This is a genomic window from Amycolatopsis sp. NPDC114478 (assembly GCF_055633805.1).
Map to the genome: position 1 here is coordinate 231943 of NZ_JBVKDO010000012.1, position 21147 is coordinate 253089.

The 21147-nt window shown below is 71.9% G+C and carries 19 protein-coding genes; 2 read left to right on the plus strand and 17 right to left on the minus strand.

The window, feature by feature from the left end:
* Nucleotides 1-11: 11 nt before the first annotated feature.
* The 14 genes from ACZ7OH_RS30775 to ACZ7OH_RS30840 form a co-directional block, all read right to left on the minus strand.
* A complete protein-coding gene (locus tag ACZ7OH_RS30775; protein WP_470284014.1) occupies nt 12-866 on the minus strand; it encodes a TIM barrel protein in 855 nt (284 codons plus the stop codon).
* 9 nt (nt 867-875) lie between these two features.
* Nucleotides 876-1880 carry a sugar phosphate isomerase/epimerase family protein gene (locus tag ACZ7OH_RS30780; protein WP_470284015.1) on the minus strand — a complete coding sequence of 335 codons (1005 nt, stop codon included), beginning with the start codon at nt 1878-1880 and terminating at the stop codon, nt 876-878.
* Complete coding sequence (locus ACZ7OH_RS30785) at nt 1877-3025, minus strand: Gfo/Idh/MocA family protein (RefSeq protein ID WP_470284016.1); 1149 nt, start codon at nt 3023-3025, stop codon at nt 1877-1879. The genes ACZ7OH_RS30780 and ACZ7OH_RS30785 overlap by 4 nt, the downstream gene beginning before the upstream one ends.
* A gap of 31 nt (nt 3026-3056) precedes the next feature.
* On the minus strand, nt 3057-4112 hold the full coding sequence (locus tag ACZ7OH_RS30790) for a substrate-binding domain-containing protein (protein ID WP_470284017.1): 1056 nt from the start codon (nt 4110-4112) through the stop codon (nt 3057-3059).
* Nucleotides 4113-4134: 22 nt separating this feature from the next.
* A complete protein-coding gene (locus ACZ7OH_RS30795) occupies nt 4135-5136 on the minus strand; it encodes an ABC transporter permease (protein ID WP_470284018.1) in 1002 nt (333 codons plus the stop codon).
* Nucleotides 5133-6632: a sugar ABC transporter ATP-binding protein gene (locus ACZ7OH_RS30800; RefSeq protein WP_470284019.1), complete on the minus strand. Its 1500-nt coding sequence runs from the start codon at nt 6630-6632 to the stop codon at nt 5133-5135. The genes ACZ7OH_RS30795 and ACZ7OH_RS30800 overlap by 4 nt, the downstream gene beginning before the upstream one ends.
* Nucleotides 6629-7810, minus strand: a complete 1182-nt coding sequence (locus ACZ7OH_RS30805; RefSeq protein ID WP_470284020.1) for an ROK family protein — start codon at nt 7808-7810, stop codon at nt 6629-6631. The genes ACZ7OH_RS30800 and ACZ7OH_RS30805 overlap by 4 nt, the downstream gene beginning before the upstream one ends.
* Before the next feature lie 739 nt (nt 7811-8549).
* The gene (locus tag ACZ7OH_RS30810) at nt 8550-9722 is read right to left on the minus strand and encodes an ROK family transcriptional regulator (protein ID WP_470284084.1); all 1173 of its coding nucleotides are present in this window, start codon (nt 9720-9722) and stop codon (nt 8550-8552) included.
* Between the two features lie 66 nt (nt 9723-9788).
* Nucleotides 9789-10394, minus strand: a complete 606-nt coding sequence (locus ACZ7OH_RS30815) for a hypothetical protein (RefSeq protein WP_470284021.1) — start codon at nt 10392-10394, stop codon at nt 9789-9791.
* Between the two features lie 29 nt (nt 10395-10423).
* Nucleotides 10424-11563: a hypothetical protein gene (locus ACZ7OH_RS30820; RefSeq protein ID WP_470284022.1), complete on the minus strand. Its 1140-nt coding sequence runs from the start codon at nt 11561-11563 to the stop codon at nt 10424-10426.
* Nucleotides 11560-11898, minus strand: a complete 339-nt coding sequence (locus ACZ7OH_RS30825; protein WP_400899174.1) for a hypothetical protein — start codon at nt 11896-11898, stop codon at nt 11560-11562. The genes ACZ7OH_RS30820 and ACZ7OH_RS30825 overlap by 4 nt, the downstream gene beginning before the upstream one ends.
* Nucleotides 11899-11921: 23 nt before the next feature.
* A complete protein-coding gene (locus ACZ7OH_RS30830) occupies nt 11922-12407 on the minus strand; it encodes a YbaB/EbfC family nucleoid-associated protein (RefSeq protein WP_470284023.1) in 486 nt (161 codons plus the stop codon).
* A gap of 83 nt (nt 12408-12490) precedes the next feature.
* Nucleotides 12491-13450 (minus strand): glycine betaine ABC transporter substrate-binding protein, encoded by a 960-nt coding sequence (locus tag ACZ7OH_RS30835; protein ID WP_470284024.1) that lies wholly within the window; start codon nt 13448-13450, stop codon nt 12491-12493.
* Between the two features lie 19 nt (nt 13451-13469).
* Nucleotides 13470-15800, minus strand: coding sequence for an ABC transporter permease subunit (locus tag ACZ7OH_RS30840; RefSeq protein WP_470284025.1), 2331 nt, complete (start codon nt 15798-15800; stop codon nt 13470-13472).
* 213 nt (nt 15801-16013) lie between these two features.
* On the opposite strand from ACZ7OH_RS30840, the gene ACZ7OH_RS30845 reads away from it, so the two are divergent.
* Both ACZ7OH_RS30845 and ACZ7OH_RS30850 read left to right on the plus strand, forming a co-directional pair.
* On the plus strand, nt 16014-17282 hold the full coding sequence (locus tag ACZ7OH_RS30845; protein WP_470284026.1) for a hypothetical protein: 1269 nt from the start codon (nt 16014-16016) through the stop codon (nt 17280-17282).
* The gene (locus ACZ7OH_RS30850) at nt 17279-17935 is read left to right on the plus strand and encodes a hypothetical protein (RefSeq protein ID WP_470284027.1); all 657 of its coding nucleotides are present in this window, start codon (nt 17279-17281) and stop codon (nt 17933-17935) included. The genes ACZ7OH_RS30845 and ACZ7OH_RS30850 overlap by 4 nt, the downstream gene beginning before the upstream one ends.
* Here ACZ7OH_RS30850 and fahA read toward each other — a convergent pair.
* From fahA to ACZ7OH_RS30865, 3 genes are read right to left on the minus strand one after another with little or no spacing between them, the layout of a single operon-like run.
* Nucleotides 17932-19098: a fumarylacetoacetase gene (gene fahA, locus ACZ7OH_RS30855; RefSeq protein ID WP_470284028.1), complete on the minus strand. Its 1167-nt coding sequence runs from the start codon at nt 19096-19098 to the stop codon at nt 17932-17934. The two genes, ACZ7OH_RS30850 and fahA, sit on opposite strands and share 4 nt — an antisense overlap.
* Nucleotides 19095-19925 (minus strand): hypothetical protein, encoded by an 831-nt coding sequence (locus tag ACZ7OH_RS30860; protein ID WP_470284029.1) that lies wholly within the window; start codon nt 19923-19925, stop codon nt 19095-19097. Before ACZ7OH_RS30860 ends, fahA begins: the two co-directional genes overlap by 4 nt.
* Complete coding sequence (locus tag ACZ7OH_RS30865) at nt 19892-21091, minus strand: cupin domain-containing protein (RefSeq protein ID WP_470284030.1); 1200 nt, start codon at nt 21089-21091, stop codon at nt 19892-19894. Before ACZ7OH_RS30865 ends, ACZ7OH_RS30860 begins: the two co-directional genes overlap by 34 nt.
* Nucleotides 21092-21147: the final 56 nt, after the last annotated feature.

Here is a 21147-nt window from a genome sequence, read left to right on the forward strand (position 1 = left end):
TTCCCCCGGGGTCAGAAGCGCACGGTGCGGAGGTACTCGAACCCGACCTTCGCGGTGTTCAGCGGGTCGGCGGGCTGGTCGTGCTCGACGATGTACTCGCCGATGGTGTGGCAGGACGCGGCGAAGATGCGCGGGAAGTTGATGACACCGGCGCCGGGGTCGACCATCCGCCCGTCCGCGGTCCGGTCCTTCACGTGGTACTGCGTGACGCGCGGGTAGTTGCGCCGGAACAGCTCGACCGGGTCCGCGCCGCCGTTCACCGCCCAGAACAGGTCGATTTCCAGGTGGACGAGCCGCTTGTCCGTCTTCGCGGTGAGCACGTCGTAGGGCACGGCACCGCCGATCGGGGCGAACTCGTGGTCGTGGTTGTGGTAGCCGAGCTTCAGCCCGGCCTTCCGGAAGGTGACCGCGGCGGTGTTCATGCGGCCCGCGAAGGCCTCCCACTCGGCGATGGTGCCGAAGTTCGCATACGGCACGACGACCGAGCGGTTGCCGAGGACCCTGGCGTCGGCGATGGTCTGGTTCAGGTCGCCGTCGATGCCGACGTGCGTCGAGGAAGCCTTGATGTGGCACCGGTCGAGGATGGCGCGGAACTCGGCGGCACTGCGGCCGTAGGTGCCGGCCAGCTCGACCTTCCGGTAGCCGATGTCGGCCAGCGCGGACAGCGTGCCTTCGGGATCGTTCTGCAGCAGCGACCGCAGGGAGTAGAGCTGGATGCTGATCTTGTCGAGCGGGACGCGCTGCCGGGCTGGGGTGGCGTCCGCGGTACCGGGCAACGCGATCGCCGCCGCCCCCACCGTGAGGGCCGCTGTCGCCACGTTCAGGAACGTTCGTCGGGAGTGCTGCTCTGGCAAGTCACCGCACATGGAACTCCCTCATCTCTGGTTGCTGAAAGCCGCGTCGAAAGCCGCCGACGGCTGGTCGAACAGGTGCTCGCGCAGGTACTTCACCGCCTCCGCCGCGCCCCGGAGCCGGTCCATCCCGGCGTCTTCCCACTCCACCGAGATCGGGCCGGTGTAGCCGATCGAGTTCAGCGCCCGGAAGCAGTCCTCCCACGGGACGTCGCCGTGGCCGACGGACACGAAGTCCCAGCCCCGCCGCGGATCCGCCCAGGCCAGGTGCGAGCCGAGCCGGCCGTTGCGGCCGTCGAAGCGCTTTCTCGTGTCCTTGCAGTCGACGTGGTAGATCCGCTCGGCGAAGTCGAGGATGAACCCGACCGGGTCGAGGTCCTGCCAGACGAAGTGCGACGGGTCCCAGTTCAGCCCGAACGCGGGCCGGTGGCCGACGGCTTCGAGCGCGCGCTTGGTCGTCCAGTAGTCGTAGGCGATCTCGGACGGGTGGACCTCGTGCGCGAACCGGACGCCGACCTCGTCGAAGACGTCGAGGATCGGGTGCCAGCGACGGGCGAAGTCCGCGTAACCGTCATCGATGTCATCGCGCGTGACCGGGGGAAACATCGCCACGTACTTCCAGATCTTCGACCCGGTGAAGCCGATGACGGTGTCGACCCCGAGCTTCGCCGCCGCCCGCGCGGTGTCGGCCATTTCGGCCGCGGCCCGCTGCCGGACGCCCTCCGGTTCGCCGTCGCCCCAGATGCGGGACGGCAGGATCGCGCGGTGCCGGGCGTCGATCGGGTCGTCGCAGACGGCCTGCCCGACGAGGTGGTTCGAGATCGCCCACACCTTGAGCCCGTGCTCGGCCAGCAGCGCCAGCCGCGCCGGCACGTAGTCCTCTTCGGACAGTGCGCGGTCGACCTCGAAGTGGTCGCCCGAGCACGCGATTTCCAGGCCGTCGTAACCCCAGTCGGCGGCGAGCTTGCAGACCTCGGTGAACGGCAGATCGGCCCACTGGCCGGTGAACAGCGTGACGGGACGGCTCATTTCCCCTCCTCCACCGCAGTCCACGCCGCCTGCGCGGCCGCGCTCTTCTCGACGGCGTCCAGCACGCGCTGGACGCGCAAGCCGTCGTCGAAGCTCGGTGCGGGGTCGGTGCCCGCGCCGATGGCGTCCAGGAGGTCGGCGACCTCATGGGTGAACGTGTGCTCGTAGCCGAGCAGGTGCCCCGGCGGCCACCACGCGCCGACGTACGGGTGCTGCGGCTCGGTGACGAGGATGCGGCGGAACCCGGCTTCGGTCCCGCTGCCCTCGTACCACTGGAGCTCGTTCATCGACTCGAAGTCGAACGCGAGGCTCGCCTTCGAGCCGTTGATCTCCAGCCGCATCGCGTTCTTGCGGCCCAGCGCGAACCGGGTCGCTTCGAAGGTCGCCACCGCGCCCCCGGCCAGCCGGGCCAGGAACAACGCGGTGTCGTCGACCGTCACGTCGTCGGTCCCGCCGTTCTCGGCCGGCCGCTGCTTCACGAAGGTGTTCGTCAGCGCCGAGACGCCGGTGATCAGGTCGCCGGTGACGAACTGGGCGGCGTCGACGATGTGCGCGCCCAGGTCGCCGAGCGCACCGGAACCGGCGGACTCCTTGCGGAGCCGCCACGTCATCGGCGCCTCGGGATCGGACAGCCAGTCCTGCAGGTACACCGACCGCACGTGCCGGATCTCCCCGAGTGCCCCGCTGGACACCAGCTTCCTGGCGTGCGCGAGCGCGGGCACGCGGCGGTAGTTGAACGCGACCATGGCTCGCACCCCGCGTTCCCGGGCCCGCCGCGCCGCCTCGGCCATCGCTTCGGCTTCGGCGACCGAGTTGGCCAGCGGTTTCTCGCACAGGACGTGCTTACCGGCCTCGAGCGCGGCGATCGCGATCTCCGCGTGGCTGTCCCCCGGCGTGCAGACGTCGACCAGGCCGACGTCGTCCCGGGCGACGAGCTTGCGCCAGTCAGTCTCGACGGCGTCCCAGCCGAACTTTTCCGCGGCGGCCTTGGCCCGGGCCTCGTCGCGCCCGGCGAGGACGGCGAGTCGCGGCACCAGCGGTGGATCGAAGAACCGGTGGACGCTGCGCCAGGCGTGCGAATGCACCGCACCCATGAACGCGTGGCCCACCATCCCGATCCCGATCGTTTCCCGTGCCGGGCTCATACCCCTCCTTTGTTCTCTGTGGACAGACCGGTCAGGAGTCGAAGCCGACATCCAGGTACTGGTCGACGTTCTCCTTGGTGACGACCGCCGAGTACGTCGTGATGTCGGCCGGGATGTCGTGCTCGGCCAGGTCGCCGATCCCCTTGTGCTGCCCGAGCAGCCGGGCGAGCGCGACCGCCGTCGAGGCCATCGACGGGCTGTAGAGCACGGTCGCCTTGATCGGCGACGCGTCGGCCTTGATCAGGTTCATCATGTTCTTCGAGCCGGCGCCGCCGACCATGATGAACTCCTTGCGGCCCGCGGTGTCGATCGCGGCGTTGACGCCGATGCCCTGGTCGTCGTCGTGATTCCACAGCGCGTCCAGCTTCGGCGCGCCCTGGAGCAGGTTCGCCGTCTGCTGCTCGCCCGACTCCGACGTGAACTGCGCCGACACGCGCGGGCCGACCTTGAACCCGGCGCGGCCCAGCGCGTCCTTGAAGCCCTTGCTGCGTTCCTGGGTCAGCGGCAGCGAGTCGATCCCGGCGACCTCGCCGATGATCGGGTTGGCGACGTTCTTCTTCTTGAGCTCCGCGGCGATGTAGTTGCCCGCGTTGACGCCCATCCGGTAGTTGTCGCCGCCGATCCAGGTTCTATACGCCAGCGGAGTGTCGAAGACGCGGTCGAGGTTGATCACCGGGATGCCGGCGTCCATCGCCTGCTGGCCGACGGCGGTCAGTGCCTTGCCGTCGAACGGCAGGATCACCAGGACGTCGACCTTGGCGTTGATCAACGTCTCCACCTGGGAGATCTGCTGGTTGACGTCGTTGGTGCCCTCGGTCGCGTTGAACTTCACCTCGCTGAACTTCTGCGCCTGGGCCTTGGCGTTCTTGGTGATCGCCGCGATCCAGCCGTGGTCGGCGGCGGGCGCGGAGAAGCCGATGGTGATCGGCTTGCCCGGCTGGGCGTTGTTGCCCGCGTTGGCGACCGGTGCGCCTGCCTCCGAGTTCGCGGGCGTGTTCGACGTGCAGCCGGCCAGCAGCGCGCCGGCGCCGACGGCGGCCCCGCCCAGCAGGAATCCCCGGCGGCCGAGGAAGGGTTGTTCGGCCATGGTGAACCTCCATCGGTGGTGACTACGGACCGGTCCTGGCTTTCCTGGCCCGGAACTGCAAGAGCACGGCGAGCACGATGATCACGCCCTTGGCGATGTTCTGGATGTCGGTGTCCAGGTTGTTCAGCGTGAAGATGTTCGACAGCACCGTGAAGATCAGCACGCCGATGAGGGTGCCGATGAGCGAGCCGCGGCCGCCGGTCAGCAGCGTGCCGCCGATGACCACCGCCGCGATCGCGTCGAGCTCGTAGAACATGCCGTTGGTCGACGCGCCCGCCGTCGTCCGCGCGACGACCATCAGCGCGGCGATCCCGCAGCACAGCCCGGCCACGCCGTAGACGAGCGCGAGGTGGCGCTTGACGTTGATGCCGGCCAGCCGCGACGCTTCGGCGTTGCCGCCGACCGCGTACGTCCGGCGGCCGAAGGTGGTGCGGTTGAGCACGACCCAGCCGACCGCGAAGACCAGCGCGAACAGCCAGATCAGCGTCGGGATGCCGAGGAAGCTCCCGCGGAAGAAGGCCAGGAAGTCCTGGTCGGCGACGACCTGCGTGCGGCGGCCGCTGATCCGCTCGGCGAGCCCGCGGGCCGAGACGTACATCGCCAGCGTCGCGATGAACGGCACGACCTTGCCGTAGGCGACGAGCACGCCGTTGATCAGCCCGCAGCCGAGGCCGACCGCGAGTCCACAGAGGACCATCACCCACGGGCCGTACGACTGCGTGGCCAGCGTCGTCAGCCAGACGCCGGCCAGGCCGACCATCGAGCCGACGGACAGGTCGATCCCGCCGCTGATGATCACGAACGTCATCCCGACGCTGACCACCCCGATCGCCGCGGCCAGCCGCAGGATCGTCGAGATGTTGCTTTCGGTGAAGAACAGCTCGGGCCGGGTGAACTGGCCGACCAGGCACAGGACCACGAGCACGCCGGCCAGGCCGAGCAGCCGCGGGTCGGCGGAGAAGGCGAACCGCCGCTTCCGGTCGGCGGGAAGCGCTTCCTGTGGCGGTGCTTGCGTTTCGGTCATGCCGCGCTCCCCTCGAGAATCACGTCGAGCACCTCGGCCTCGGTCAGCCCCGCGGAGCGCCGGTCGGCGAGGACGCGGCCCTCGCGCAGCACCAGCACCCGGTCGGACAGCCCGAGCACCTCGGGGATTTCACTGGACACCAGGACGATCGCGACGCCGGTCGCGGCCAGCTCGTCGATCAGCCGGTACAGCTCGGCGCGCGCGCCGACGTCGACACCGCGCGTGGGCTCGTCGAGCAGCAGTACCCGGCACCCACGGACCAGCCACCGCGCGAGCACGGCCTTCTGCTGGTTGCCGCCGGAGAGCGTCCGGACGATCCGGCGCGGATCGGCGGGCCGCAGGTCGAGGCGGCGCAGGCTCGCGCCGGCGTCGTCGAGTTCCTTGGCGCGCTCGGTGAAGCCGAGCTTCGCGTAGCGGCCGAGGCTGGCCAGCGTCACGTTGTGCACCACCGGCAGGTCCAGCAGCAGGCCCTGGCTCTTGCGTTCCTCGGGCGCGAGGCCGATGCCGGCCTTGACGGCGGCCCGGACGTTGCCGGTTCTCAGCGGTTGCCCCTGCACGGTGATGGTGCCGCGGTCGGCCTTGCGCGCCCCGAAGATCGTCTCGAGCAGCTCGCTGCGGCCCGAGCCGACCAGCCCGGCGATGCCGACGACCTCGCCCGCGTGGACGGTGAAGCTGACGTCCTCGAACTCGCCGTGCCGGGAGAGGTGCTCGACTGCGAGGGCCGTCTCGGGCCGGGCGTGGCCGTCGTGACGCGGCCCGAAGACCGTCTCGACCTTGCGCCCGGCCATCAGCGCGACCAGGTCGGCGGTCGGCGTCGCGGCGGCGTCGAGGCCGGTACCGACGGTCCGGCCGTCCTTGAGCACGGTCACCCGGTCCCCGATCCGGCGCAGCTCCTCGAGCCGGTGGGAGATGTAGACGACCGCGACGCCGTCGGCGGTCAGCTCGCCGACGATCCGGAAGAGGTTGTCGACCTCCTCGCCGGCCAGCGCGGCGGCGGGTTCGTCCATCACGAGCAGCCGGGCGTCGTGGGCGAGCGCGCGGGCCATCGACACGAGCTGCTGCCCGGCGGCGGACAGCTTGCCGACCTCGGTGTTCGGGCGGATGCCGGGGTGGCCGAGCCGGGCCATCAGGCGGGCGGCCTCGTCGCGGGCCTGCGAGATGCGCGAGAAGCCGAAGCGGGCGCGTTCGTGGCCGAGGAAGATGTTGTCCGCCACCGAAAGCCCGGGCACCAGGTCGAGCTCCTGGTACATGGTGGCGATGCCGAGGCGCAGGGCGTCGACCGGCGAGCCGAGCGTCACGGGCTCGCCCTGCCAGGTGATCTCGCCGGTGTCGGGCTGGTGCGCGCCGGCGAGGACCTTGATGAGCGTCGACTTGCCGGCGCCGTTCTGCCCGAGCAGGCAGTGCACCTCGCCCGGTTCGACGTCGAGGTCGACGCCGTCGAGCGCGCGGACGCCGGGGAAGGTCTTCACGATCCCGCGGACGGACAGCAGGCTCATACCGAGGCCTCCTCGACGAGCGTCGGGTTCTCGAACAGCCGCTCGGCGGCCAGGTGCGCGGCGCCCCGCAGCGGAGCGCCCAGGCCGAGCCGGGACGGCACGATCCGGGCGTGGCCGAGCGGCCGGGCGGCGAGCTCGACACGGATCGGTTCCACCAGCCAGTCGCCGAGTTCGGCGAAGTAGCCGCCGAGCACGACGACGTCCGGGTCGAGCACATCGACCACAGTGGACAGTGCGACGCCGAGCGCGACGCCGAGTTCGTGGACCGCCGTGGCCGCGCGCTGGTCTCCGAGCCGGACGCGCTGCTTGAGCAACGCCACCCGGCCGCCGACGCCGAGAGCGGGATCGTGCAGCGGATCGCCGGGTGGTGCCGCGGCTCGCAGGACCGCGGCCAGGTTCGCCTTCGTTTCCAGGCAACCGGTCCGGCCGCAGGAGCAGCGTTCGCCGGACGGGTCGACGGCGATGTGCCCGACCTCGCCCGCGAAGCCGCGCGCGCCACGCAAGATCGTTCCCCCGGAGACGAGCCCACCGCCGACGGCGGTGCCACCGCTGAGGTAGAACAATTCGCTGCCGACGCCGTCGACCGCCTCGGCGAGGGCCCCGAGGTTGGCTTCGTTGTCGACGGCGACGGCTTCGGCGGGCACGCCCAGCCGGGCGGCCATCAGGCCGGCGATCTCGGCGTCCCGCCAGCGCAGGGCGGGGGCGAGCCGCAGCACGGCGGCGGCCGAGTCGACCAGCCCGGGTACGGAGACGGCGACCCCGACGGGGGTGCCGGGCAGCACGTCGTGGGCGAGGTGGGCGAGCTCGTCCATGCAGCGCGGAACTCCGAGCGCGGCGACGTCGACGGTCTCGGCTCTTTCGGCGAGGGTCCGGCCGGTGAGGTCGGTGACGACGGCGGAAAGGCGGTCGGCTTCGATGCCGAGGGCCAGGGCGTAGGCGTCTTCGCCGTGGAGTTCGACGAGCCGGCTCGGCCGCCCGTTGCCGGTCCGCACCCCGGCGGCCCGCACGAGCCCGCGCCCGGCGAGATCGGCGAGCAGCCCGGGAAGGGCCGACTTCGCGATCCCGCACCACGCGGCGAGCTGGGTGCGAGAGAGGGGGCCTCCGCGGAGGGCGCGGAGGACGGAGGCGAGGTTGGCCGTCCGAGGGCTCGCCGGGTCGGCTCGCCTGGTGTCGGCCACGATGCCCCCACTTGTGTCGCGAGTCGACAGACTTTGTCGCTCAGGCAGCGAAAGTAGGGTGGCGCGCATCACTCGTCAAGGTGATGGAGTCGGGTTTCGTCCGGTTTTCACCCGGATAGACGTGCGAAACCGGACACGCTTTCGGTTGTTTGATGCGAAAGTCTGTCCGGTTTTGACATTTCGCGACGGGGCGCGGACGGCGAGGAAGGGCGCTCGGCGGGGGTTCTCGGGGCGGGTTCCGGCGAGATTGGACCCACGCCGATTGGGCTCGGCCGGGCGCCCGCGGCCGCCGCGCGTGGGCTCGGCCGGGCCCAACCACGCCCGCCGCGCGTGGCCAGCTCGCGCCGGGCGCCCCAGCCGGGCGGGCTGAGCTGGCACCGCGAACCCGCGCTCGCGTACCGGGCGCCCACCGCGCGAGGCGGCAGGGTCGGCGGCCGCGAGGCGAGCCGAGCGGCGGCGGGCTCCAGCCTCCGTGCGCGATTGCCGCGGCAAGGCGCGCTCGCCGCGCTCCGGCACCCGTGGGCTTTCCCTAGCCGCTCCGGTAAGCAGCGCTCAGCCGACACCGGCGAATCCGCGCTCGCGTACCGGGCGCCCACCGCGCGAGGCGGCCGCGAGGCGGGCCGAGCGGCGGCCAGCTCCAGCCTCTGCGCGCGCTCGCCGCGGCAGAGCGCGCACCCCTATTGCCATCCCCGAGCCACTCCGGTGAGCCGCGTTCAGCCGTCGCGAGCCACCCGAAACCTCAGCTGCTGAGCGTGAAGGCCCGATCAGTAGCCGACCAAGCAGCCCCGATCACCCCGGCCGTCTCCCCCAGCTCCGACAGCACGATCGGCAGATTCCCCGTCGCCAGCGGGAGCGACCTCCGGTACACCGCACTCCGCACCTCCGCCAGCAACTGGTGCCCGAGCTGGGACACCCCGCCGCCGATCACCACCATGCCCGGGTTGATGAAACTGACCAGCGAGGCGATCACCTGGCCGAGCCGGCGGCCGCCGTCGCGGATGAGGTTCACCGCGCCGAAGTCGCCCGCCGCCGCGGCGAGACCTACGTCGCGGGCCGTGATCGCGCCGCGTTCGGCTGCCGCTTCCGCCAAGTGCGCCGAACGGCCGCTGCGGGCCAGCGCCAGCCCGTCGCGGGCCAAAGCCGCGCCGCCGAAGTACGCCTCCAGGCAGCCGACCTCGCCGCACGCGCACGTCGGGCCGTAGTCGTCCAGCCGGATGTGCCCGATGTCGCCCGCCGTGCCCGCGACCCCGCGGTAGACCTTGCCGCCCAGCACGATGCCGCAGCCGATCCCCGTGCCGATCTTGACGAACATCAGGTCGTCGGTCGACCGCGCGACCCCTGCGTGCCGCTCCCCCAGCGCCATCGCGTTGACGTCGTTGTCCACCGCCACCGGGCAGCCCCACAGCCCGCCGAGGTGGTCGCGCACGTTGAACCGGTCCCAGCCGGGCATGATCGGCGGCGCCACCGCCATCCCCTCGGCGAAGCTGACCGGCCCCGGCAGGCCGATCCCCGCCGCGACCAGCCGGCCGGGCGCCTGGTCCCGGACCTTCGCCGCGAGCTCGGCGACCCGCCGCAGCACCGGGTGCGGCCCCTGCCGGACGTCACAGTCCTCGACGGTGTGCGCGAGCACCTCGCACGAAGCGTCGGTGACGGCCAGGCCGACCGACGTCGCGCCGACGTCCACCGCGAGCACCCGCAGGTCGCCGGCGAGCCGGACGAGCGTGGAGCGGCGGCCGCCGCGGCTGGCGGACGGTCCCGCCGTCTCGACGAGCCCGACCTCCCCGAGCCGGGTCACCTCGGCGCCCACGCGGGCCCGCGGCAGCTCCAGCCGCTCCCCCAGCTCGACCCGCGACATCGGGCCCTCGTCGCGCAGCAGGGTGAGCAACCGGGTCTGGTGCCGGGTCTCGACCATCGACTGCTCCGGGCTGGATACCGCGCTCATTGGGCTCAGCGTAGTGCGTCGGTGCCCGCGACCGGCTCATTCCGGCCAGTGCACCACGTCCGGGTACTCGTGGAACTGCCGCAGGTGGCGCTCCTCGGTGCGGCCCTGCAGGGGGAACTTGAAGCGGGAACCGTCCGGCCAGGTCAGCGTGCGCTTGCGGAAGCTGACCTCCGGAGCCGCGCTCCCCCGCGCCTCCCACACGACGACCGGTTCGGGCGCGTCGGCCGGGTCCAGGTAAGTCGATCCGGTGTCCACGAACGCGACCGACGACGGCGAGCACACCAGCCACGGGCCCTTCGCCCGCCGCAGCCGGTCGAGCGGCTCGAGGACCTGGGCGCCGGGCGGGCCGGTCACGTGGACCTCCGGCTCGCCCTTGCCGCCGCCGCTGCCCGCCGAGCTTGCCAGGTACGCGACGAACCCCACCGCCGCGCCGATCCCGCGCGCGACGGTCAGGAAACCCTGCCGCACCAGGCCTTCGCCCTCGACCGTCCCATCCGGACGGCGGCCGGGGACGGCGTACCGCAGGTCCGCGTCGCCGAGGCGCAGCACGATCACCGGCTCGCGCCAGTGGTCGCGCATCAGCGCTTCCACGCGCTCCCGGAACCCGGGACGTACGTGCGTGACTTCCTGCAAGGACTCCATCCGGTCGCCGAATTCGACGGCTTTACGCTCTAGATGTCCAAGTTCCGCCGGGTCTCGTCCGGCGTCCGGTCGCCACCGATCCGGCTCTTGTCGAACCACGGTTCGTCCTCCTCGGGAGTAACGGCTTCCTTGCCCTCGCTGAACGCCGTCTTGCCCGCGGCGATCCCGGCCTTGACGCTCGCGCCGGCCACCAGCGGGCTGGCGCCGACCGACGTGCCGAACATCGTGGTGAGCGCCCGGTTCCCGGGCGTGAACGCCACCCCGGCGGTGTTCTCGAGCGTGTCCAGGCCGAACCGCGACTCCCCGGCGTACCGGCCGAGGCGGAACTTCCGGGTCATCTCCACGACCTTCGTCGAGTACTTCGCGAGGAACTCGATGAACGTGTCGAGCAGCTTGCCGAACTTGCCGAGGTAGCGGGTGACCTTCTGCAGCACGCTCGCGGCCTTGGCGATCGACGCCGTCATCGCGGCGGCGACCGAGCTGCCGAAGCTGATCACCGACGCGGCCAGCGCGGGCAGCCAGATGGTGATCAGCCAGGACACCAGCTCGGTGATGATCGCCTTGATCACCTCTTCGATGACCTGCATGACCATCGACCACATCTGCAGCACCTCGGCGACCGACCCGGCCGCCGAGCCGACGCCGCGGATGCCCGAGGAGAAGTCGCCGAGCGCTTCCTTGGCCGCGTTGCCCGCTTCGTCGACCCACTCGGCCAGCGCCGTGTCGCCGGTCTGCTCGAAGTCTTCGGCGAGCGCGACGAAGCCGTGCGCGATCGAGGCGAAGTTCTCCGACGCGTGGCCGATGGCCGGCCCGTCGCCGGTGACGGCGTGCAGCGCGTCCTGCAGCGGCTGGACGAGCTCGAGCAGCATGTTCAGCCCGTGGCTGACCAGCCAGCCGATCGGGTCCATCGCGAAGGTGACCATGTCGGTCGCGGCGGCGCCGACGAACGCCGCGCCGTCGCCGACCAGCGCCTTGCCCGCCGAGGCCAGCTCACCCACGCCGTCGGCCGAAGCGGCCTGCTGGGCGTGCTCGGCGATCGACTTGCCGGACTTGTAGACGGTGCCGACGACCGGCGCGGCCGCCGCGGCGCGGTCGAGGTTCGCGCTCATGCTCTCGTCGTACGGCTGGACGTCGAGGGCGTCCGCGATGCTCTTCTTGGGCTCGGTCACTTGCCCTGTCCCCCGATCGCGTCGATCTCCGCCTCGTACCGGCCGAAGGCGATCACGCCGGCCTCCTCGGTCCCGCGGTACATCTCGGCGGCCTTGGTCATCTTGGTGGTGAGCCCGTCGACGCCGTCCTTCAGCTCGCCGAGCAGCGACCGCAGTTCGCCGAGGCGCTCGGTGTAGCCCTGCTTCGCCCAGATCCCGACGACGCCCCAGGCCGTGTCGGTCACGTCGGCGGCGTCGATCTTCGCTCCGAACTTGTCCGCTTCCTGCTCGTAGAAGGGCAGCTGGCGCGCGTATCCGGAGATCGCGTCGATGTTGGTCTGGATTCCGTCTGACATCGCGGAAGTTCCCTCGGTCGGTTTCAGGAGCGGCGGAGGATCGGGCCTTGGTCGAAGTCGTCGTCGTCCCCGGGATCGGGACGGCGCCGCGGGCGCGGCGCCTGCGGCTCCGACGCGGGTTCGGGCGCCGCGGTTCCGAACGCCTCGGCCTGCGCCTGCCGGACCTGCGCGCCGACGTCGAAGCCGAGCTGGTCGCCGAACGCCTCGTCGACGATCCCGGCCTGCTGCTGCGCGGCCCCGGCCACGGCCTCGCGCAGCGTCGCCATGATCCGCTGGGCGAGCTGACCCGCTTCGAGGTGCATCGCCCCGGCGGTCAGCCGCAGGTCGGTGACGGTGCCGCCGGCCCCGGCGACGACGGTCACGGTGCCGTCCGGCGAGGTCACCGACGTCGAGACCTGCGCGACCCGCTCCTGCACGTCCCCGACCTCGGCGAACCGGGCCTCGGCCTGGCGCACCTTGGCCTGGAAGGTCTCGAACTGGGCGATCAGCTGGTCCATCTCGGCCGACATCGTCACTTCCTTCGCGCTACTGGGCTTGGCCGGATCATGACAGATCCGGCGCGTCCCCGCGGCATTTCGCCGGAATGCGAAGTTCAGCCGATGAAGCCCGCCGCCCTGAGCCAGTCGTGGGCCACCGTCGCCGGCTTCTGACCGTCCACGCTGACCTTCTTGTTGAGGTCCGTGAGCGTCGCGGTGTCGAGCTTCGCGGCGATCGGGGTGAACACCTGCTCCAGCTGCGGGTACTTCTGCGCGATCCCGGCGGCGATCGAGATGGCCGGGTTGTACGTCGGGAAGAAGTGCTTGTCGTCCTCCAGCACGGTCAGCTTCTGGCCGGCCACCCGCCCGTCGGTGGACGCGACCGAGCCGAAGCCACACGGCTCCCCCTTGCCGACGCTCGGGTAGACGACGGCGTCGTTGAGCAGGTGGACCTGCGGGTCGGGCAGCGTGAACCCGTACGCCTTGGCCAGTCCGGGGAACCCGTCGTCGCGGCTCTTGAACTCCGGGCCCATGCAGGTCGACGCCGCCGCCGGATCGCGCTTCACCAGCGCCGCGTAGTCCGAGATCGTCTTCACGCCGGTCCGGGCCACCGTCGCCGCGTTGCCCGCGATCGCGTAGGTGTCGTTGGCCGGCGAGCGGGCCCACCACGTGACACCGTTGGCCGCGTCGGCCTTCTTGACCGCGTCGTACTGCGCCTGCGCGTCGGCGATCGGCTTGGTCTCGTGGAGGTAGCTGATCCACGCGGTGCCGGTGTACTCCCAGTACAGGTCGACCGCGCCGCTGGTGAGGGCCTGGCGCACGTTGCTCGACCCGGTGATGTTGGTCTTGTCCTGCGGGCTCGCCCCGGCCGCCTGCAGGGCGACGAGCGCGATCTGGCCGAGCAGCAGCTGTTCGTCGAACTCCTTGGAGCTGACCCGGATCTGCGCGCCGCTCAACGCGTCGATCTTCTTGATGGACCCCTCGCCCACTCCGGCGCCGGTCTGGTCCTTGCCGATCGTGCACCCGGCGGCGAGCGCCGTGACGAAGGCGAGAACGACGGCTGTCGTGCGTCGCATGGCTTGTCCTCCTTGGGTTTCACGTTCCGCGGGGGTGCAGGACCTCCTCGGCGACCAGGCCCAGCCAGTCGGCGAAGAGCGCCAGTGCGGCGACGACGATGCCGAACGTCAGGCTCAGGATCGGCCGGTACAGCCCGATCCCGGCGACGAGCCCGCCACCGAGCCCGCCGCCGTCGATGAACGTCGCCAGCGTCGCGCTCGCGACGGTGAGCACCAGCGCCGTCCGGATTCCGGCGAGGATCACCGGGACGGCGAGGGGCAGTTCGATCCGCCACAGGATCGCCGTCTTCGTCATGCCCATGCCGCGCGCGGCGTCGACGAGCGTCGGGTCGACGCCGTCGAGGCCGACCATCGTGTTGCGCAGCACCGGCAAGGTCGCGTAGACGACGAGCGCCGCCACCGCCGTCGCGGTGCCCGTGCCGACCCAGAGGGCGAGCAGCACGACGAGCCCGATCGACGGGATCGCCTGGCCGAGGTTGCCGAGCCCGAGCCCGATCGGGCGGGCCCACCGGGCGCCGGCGCGGGTGAGCAGGACGCCCAGCGGCAGGGCGATGGCGATGGTGCAGACCGTCGAGATCAGCGTCAGCCGCAGGTGCGCGCCGAGTTCGGCGAAGATCTCGCCGGCGTTGAGGTAGCGCTGTTCGATCGAGTCGAGCGGGTACGCGCGCACGACCAGGAAGAGCGCCAGCAGAGCCAGAGCCAGCAGTACCGGGCGGACCAGCAGCCCGAGCCGGCGCCGCCGCGGCCGTGCCGGGACCGTCTTCCGCGGGGTTTCCGCGACGGCCGCCGGCGGGGTGTCGACGACGGGCTGGAGGGCCGAGAGAAGCCGCGGGAGGTCGAGCGTCCGCCCATTCACCGAGACCGCGGGACTCCCGGTGCGCACCATCGTGTCCAGTGCGTCCCTCAGGGTGGCCTCGCGCGGGATCGGCGGCAAGCCGTCCGCCGGCGGCCCGAGGTCGAGGTCCGCCACCGGGATCAGCGCCAGCCGCTTGAGGTTCCGCTTCGAACCGGCGAAGGACGCGACGAAGTCGTCGGCCGGCGCGGCGAGGATCGCCTGGGGCGTGTCGTACTGCGCGAGCACCGAACGCGGGCGCAGCACGGCGATCCGGTCGCCGAGCTTGAGCGCCTCGTCGAAGTCGTGCGTGACGAACACGATCGTCTTGCGCACTTCCCGCTGCAGGCGCAGGAACTCGTCCTGCAGCCGGGCTCGCGTGATCGGATCGGTGGAGCCGAACGGCTCGTCCATCAGCAGCACCGGCGGGTCCGCGGCCATCGCCCGCGCCACGCCGACGCGCTGCTGCTGGCCGCCGGAAAGCTCCCGCGGGAACCGGTCGCCGTGCTCGCGGGTCAGGCCGACGACGTCGAGCAGCTCGCGCACGCGGCCGGCGATCCGCCGCCGCGGCCAGCCCAGCACCCGGGGCACCACCCCGATATTGGCGGCCACCCGCAGGTGCGGGAAGAGCCCGACCTGCTGGATGACGTACCCGGTGTGCCGGCGGTGCTCGTCGAGGTCGAGGGCCGAGACGTCGGTGCCGCCGACCGTGACGACGCCCGAGGTGGGCTCGACGAGCCGGTTGATCATCCGCATGGTCGTCGTCTTGCCGCAACCGGACGGGCCGGTCAGCACGACGATCTCGCCGGCGGGGATCCGCAGGGTGAGGTCCTCGACCGCGGGCGCCGCCTGTCCGGGGTAGTGCTTGCGCAGGTTCTCGAGCTCGATCGTCTCGCCGGCGGTGCCGTTGCTCTGCTCCGGCTTGATCTCGCCAAGAGTGCGCGGCCGTCGCCACGTCGTGAGCTTGCCGAGCAGCACGAAGGCCAGGTCGAACAGCAGCGCCAGCAAGACGATCCCGAGCGTCCCGGTCAGCACCTGGTTCAGCGAGTTGACCGAGCCGAACCGGCCGAGGCCGTCGAAGATCTCGTTGCCGAGACCGGGTCCCTTAACGTACGCGCCGATCGCCGCGATCCCGATGGTGATCTGCGTCGAGACGCGGATGCCGGAGAGGACGACCGGCCAGGCCAGCGGCAGCCGCACCCGCCACAGCACCCGCGCGCGGCCGAGGCCCATCCCGCGCGCGGCGTCCACGACGGCCGGGTCGACGCCCCGCAGCCCGACGATCGTGTTGCGCGTGATCGGCAGGAGCGCGTAGAGCACCAGCGCGAACAGGACGTTGGTGAGCCCGAGCCCGAACGGGCCGATCAGGATGCCCAGCAGCGCGATGGAGGGGATGGTCAGGAACGCGGCGGTCGTCGTGGTCGCGAGCTCACCCAGCCACCGCCGCCGGTAGGTGAGCAGGCCGAGCGCCATCCCGACCAGCACGGCCAGCGCCACCGCGGCGAGCGTGAGGTCCACGTGGAGGATCGCGTCGTTGACGACGTCGATCCAGTTTTCGCGGAGATACTCCCACAGGCTCAGTGCCGCGCTCCTCGACGTCGGTGAATAACCGCCCGGCTGCCCACCCAGCCCAACACGCCCACCGGGCTCTTGTCCACCGTCCGCTTCGGAATCCGGGTGTATCACCGGCCCCGCTCGCGGCTCCGTCTCGATGAGGGAAGGGGAGAAACCGTGGGCCTCCTGCTGATCGCTTTAGTCGTGGTGCTGGTGGCCGTGCTGCTCCTGCGGCGGCGTCGCCGCGTGCGCACGGCCGCGGTTCTCACCGGTCCGCCCGGTGGGATCCCCGCGTTCCGGATCGTGACGCTGGGGCTGCAGGGCTCGGGCAAGACCTTGCTGCTGACCGGCATCTACCGCCGCCTGCAGACCCCGGGTGACCGCGGCTTCTACCTGCGCGTGCCGCACGAACAGCTGATCGAGCTGAACCGGTGGTACCGCAAGGCGGCCGACGTCCACGAGGAGTGGCCGCGCGGCACCACCCGCGGCGAGCTGCGCGAGTTCGAGTTCAGCGTGATGGCCGACGTCGGCGGGGCTACCGAGCCCGTCGTCAAGCTCGGCTACCTCGAGTACCCCGGCGAGCTGCTGACCGACCCGGACGCGCCCGGCTCGACCGCGCAGGCGACACTGCTGCAGGCGATCGCCGGCGCCGACGCGCTCGTCGGCATCATCGACGGCTTCCGGCTGCTGCAGGCCCACCAAGGCGACCAGCGCGGCGCGCTCATGCTCGAAGCGTCGCTCGACGCGATGATCAACGCCATGCTGCCGGTGCGCAGCCCGATCGCCTTCGTGATCACCAAGTGGGACCTGCTCGACCACCTGCACCCGGACGAGAACGAGCGTCTGCGGATGGTGCGCGACCGGCTGATGGAAACGCCGGGGTTCGCCGACCTCGTCAAGGTGCACAGCGCCCGGCGGATCGTGCGGCTGATCCCGGTGACCGCGGTCGGACACGACTTCGCCGTCTTCCGCGACGGCGCGGTCCGCAAGAAAGCCGAAGGCCGGTTCCGGCCGGGGAACGTCGAAGCCGCGTTGTCGGTGGTGGTGCCGGACATCCTGCGCCAGACCGAACTCGCCCTCGACCGCGCCACCCGCGAGGAACTCCTGAACGCCGCGCAACGGCGGATGCGGATGGGCCCGGCCGAGGCCCTGCGGACGCTCGGCGCGCACTTCACCGCGCACGCCGCACGGGCGCTGGCCGCCGCGGTCGGCGCCGGCGTCGTCGCCGAATCCGGCCTGATGCTGCTGCTCGACACCCTGTCCCCGCCCGACGACCCGAACGAGCGCACCGACCGCCTGGCCCGGCTCGGCGAGGCCGACCGGCTGGCCGAGGACTTCGTCCAAGCCCGGCGGCGGGTCGTCGGCGAACTGCAGCGGCAGGTCGCGGTGCTCGAGGCGAAGCTGCCGGTGTCCCGCCTCGGCGGCGACCGCTGGGGTGACTGGTGACGGGCCGCGCGTGGCCGTTCCTGGTCGCCCGGGGCCGCCGGCGCGGGTACTCGGCGCTGCTGGTCCCGGGTTTCCTGGAGGAGCACGGATTTCTGGAGGCGACCGCGACCCCGCTGGACGACGTGCCGTCCCGGGCGGCAGCGACCCCGCACGGCGTGCTGGTCTGGGCCGAGCACGCGGTGACGGCGGCCGAAGCTCACGGCGAACCCCGCGACGAGTACGGCCGTCCGCTGGTGCTGTTGCACGGGTTCCTGTGCCCGGACGGCGATCCGGTGACGGTCGCCGGCGCCCTGGCCCGGACGGAGACCACCGCGCTCGCGGTGTACGAACGGTTTCTCGCCGACGAGGAAGGCTTCGCGCCTCGGCGTTCGGAGCCGTTCGGGATCGAGGTCGCCGCGGTGATCAGGCCGCGGGTGGCCCCGCCGGTGCCGCCCTCGCGGCCCGCTCGCACGCTGGTGTGGGCGGGAGCGGGCGCGCTCGTGCTGGCGGCGGGCGTGGCCGCGGTGGTCGGCTTCACCTCCGGCGGCGACGAAGCTCCACCGCCACCGCAGTGCGCCCCCGAGGTCGTGGCGCTGACAGTCACGCCGACGACGTCGGCGGCGACCTGCGTCCGTGACGGGAAGACGGTGCAGTACTCGCCTTCCTGGCCCTAGCCGGCGGGCAGGACGCGGCCGCGGACTTCGCCGAACGCGATGCGCTCGCCGTTCGCGCCCGGGGCGGTCGCCGTGATCAGCACCTCGTCGCCGTCCTCCAGGAAGCTGCGCTCTTCGCCCTTGACCGTCAGCGGTTCCTTGCCGCCCCAGCTCAGCTCCAGGAACGCGCCGCGCTGGTGCTTCTCCGGGCCCGAGACCGTGCCCGAGCCGTAGAGGTCGCCCGTGCGCGAGGACGCGCCGTTGACCGTCAGGTGGGCCAGCATCTGCGCCGGCGACCAGTACATCTCGCGGTACGGCGGGCGGCTGACCTCCTGGCCGTTCCACTCGACGACCAGCTCGACGTCCAGCCCCCACGGCCGGCTTTCCCGCAGGTACGGCAGCGGTTCCGGGTCCTGGCCGGGCAGCGGGGTCCGCGCGGCCTCCAGCGCGAGGATCGGCACGACCCAGGCCGAGATCGACGTCGCGAAGCTCTTGCCCAGGTTCGGGCCCAGCGGCACGTACTCCCACGCCTGGATGTCGCGCGCGGACCAGTCGTTGAGCAGCACCGCGCCGAACACGTGCCGCGGGAAGTCGTCCGGCGCGATCGGGGTGTTCAGCGGCGTGCCCGTGCCGACGACGAAGCCGAGCTCCGCCTCGATGTCCAGGCGGGTGCTCGGGCCGAACACCGGCGCCGGGTCGCCCTTGCGCTGGCCGCTCGGCCGGACGACGTCCGTGCCCGACACCAGTACCGTCCCGGCCCGCCCGTGGTAGCCGACCGGCAGGTGCTTCCAGTTGGGCAGCAACGGTTCCGCGTCCGGCCGGAACAGCCGCCCGACGTTCGACGCGTGGTGCTCGGAGGCGTAGAAGTCGACGTAGTCCGCGACCTCGATCGGCAGGTGCAGGGTGACGTCGGCGACCGCGTGGACGGCGTCGTCCGGGACCTCGCCGGCCACGAGCTCGGTCACCCGCGACCGGACGGCCACCCAGCGGTCGTACCCCTGCGCCATGAACGGGTTCAGCGTCGGCGCGGCGAAGACGTCGTCGCCGAGCGCGCGAGCCAGGTCGAGCACCGAGTCCCCGACGCGGACGCCGACGCGCGGGGCGTCGCCGTCCACCGAGAACACGCCGTAGGGCAGGTTCGCGGTGCCGAACGGGGAACCGGCGGGGATGTCGATCGTGGTCATGCCTCTCCTCGGGGCAGCAGGCCGAGCGCGGCCAGCTCGGTCAGGGGGTCGGTGATGCTGCACGTGCCGAACGACGCGAACCGCGTGCGGACGCCGTCGTCGAGGTCCCGGACCAGTCCTGCCACGACCGCGCCGTCCCGCTCGGCCAGGTGCGCCTCGGCGTGGTCTGGGTCGCCGGCGGCGAGCAGCAGGTTGAGGAACCCGTGCTGCTCGAAGCCGGTCTCCGGGTCGGTGTTGCGCAGCGCGTGGTGCAGCCCCGCGGTCGCCTTGAACGGGACGTCGGCGTCGACGGCATCGCAGATCGCGGCGGCCAGCTCGGCCTCCGACGGGTACAGGTCGGCGCGGACGCCCCCGGTCCGGAACTTCGCCCGGTGGCCCGTCCCCGCGAGCGCCCGCAGCAGCGGGCCGCGCCGGTCGTCCCGCGGGATCTCGACGTACACGGGAGCGGTCGCGGCCGACACGGCGTCGAGGACTTCGTCCGGCCCCATGCCGTCCGGCACGGCGATCTCCAGCGCCCGCAGGTCCACCGGCAGGGCGGGTACGGCGGCGAGCACGCCGGGCAGCTGCGCGGGACCGCCGGGCAGCGTCACCGCGACCGGCAGCGGGTTCTCGCGCGGCCCGAGCAGGTCGGCCAGCGCGTCGAGCGCCGGGGCGGCGAGCACCAGCGGGCCGACGAGGTCGCGGTACCAGGCCTTCGTGTGCCTGTCGTGCGCGGCGACGGCGTCCGGCAGCGGTGCCAGGCCCGGCGGGAACACCGCGGCGTCGTCGCACAGCCCGGCGAAGAGGTCGGGGATCACGCCACCGGCCCCCGTCCGGACCAGGTCCACGCGTAGCCGGGGTCCTCGCTCGCCAGCCCGCCCTCGCCGAGTTCGAGCGGCCGGAACGTGTCGACCATGACGGCCAGCTCGTCGAAGAACTCCGCGCCGAGCGAGCGTTCGACCGCGCCGGGCTGCGGGCCGTGGCTGTGCCCGCCCGGGTGCAGGCTGATCGAGCCCTGGGCGATCCCGGATCCCTTGCGGGCCTCGTAGTTGCCGCCGCAGTAGAACATCACCTCGTCGGAGTCCACATTGGAGTGGTAGTACGGCACCGGCACGGCCAGGGGGTGGTAGTCGACCTTGCGCGGGACGAAGTTGCAGATGACGAAGTTGTGGCCCTCGAACACCTGGTGCACGGGCGGCGGCTGGTGCACGCGGCCGGTGATCGGCTCGAAGTCGGCGATGTTGAAGGTGTAGGGGTAGAGGAACCCGTCCCAGCCGACGACATCGAAGGGGTGCGTCGGGTAGACGTACCGCGTGCCGGTGATGCCGCGCGAGCCGCGGTGCTTGACCAGCACCTCGACGTCCTCGCCCTCGGCGAGCAGCGGCTCCTCGGGCCCGTGCAGGTCGCGCTCGCAGTAGGGCGCGTGCTCCAGCAGCTGGCCGAACTTGGACAGGTACCGCTTCGGCGGCGTGATGTGCGAGTTCGCCTCGACGACGTACGCGCGCAGCGGCTCGTCACCGGTCGGTACCCAGCGGTGCGTGGTGGCGCGCGGCAGGATGACGTAGTCGCCCTGCCGGGCTTCCAGCAGGCCGAACACGGTTTCGACGCGCGCTTCGCCGGACTCGACGTACACGCATTCGTCGCCGACGGCGTTGCGGTAGAGCGGCGAGGCCTCCCCCGCGGCGACGTAGGAGATGCGGACGTCGCCGTTGCCCAGGACGAGCCGCCGGCCGGTGACGACGTCGGCGCTCTTCCAGTCGTTGCCCGCGAACAGCTCGTGCAGCTTGAGGTGGCGCGGCACCAGCGGGCGGTTCTCGGTGAGCGTCTGGTCGGGCAGGTCCCACGGCGTCGCGCCGACGATCGCCGAGGGCACCCCGCGGTGGTAGAGGAGCGAGGAGTCCGAGGAGAAGCCCTCCTCGCCCATCAGCTCTTCGTAGTACAGCCCGCCTTCGGGGGTGCGGTGCTGGGTGTGCCGCTTCGGCGGGATGGTCCCCGCTCGGCGGTAGTACGCCATGGTTCGCCTCCTGGCCGATTTAGTTCACGCTTTTACTATCTTCTGGGCAGCCTAGC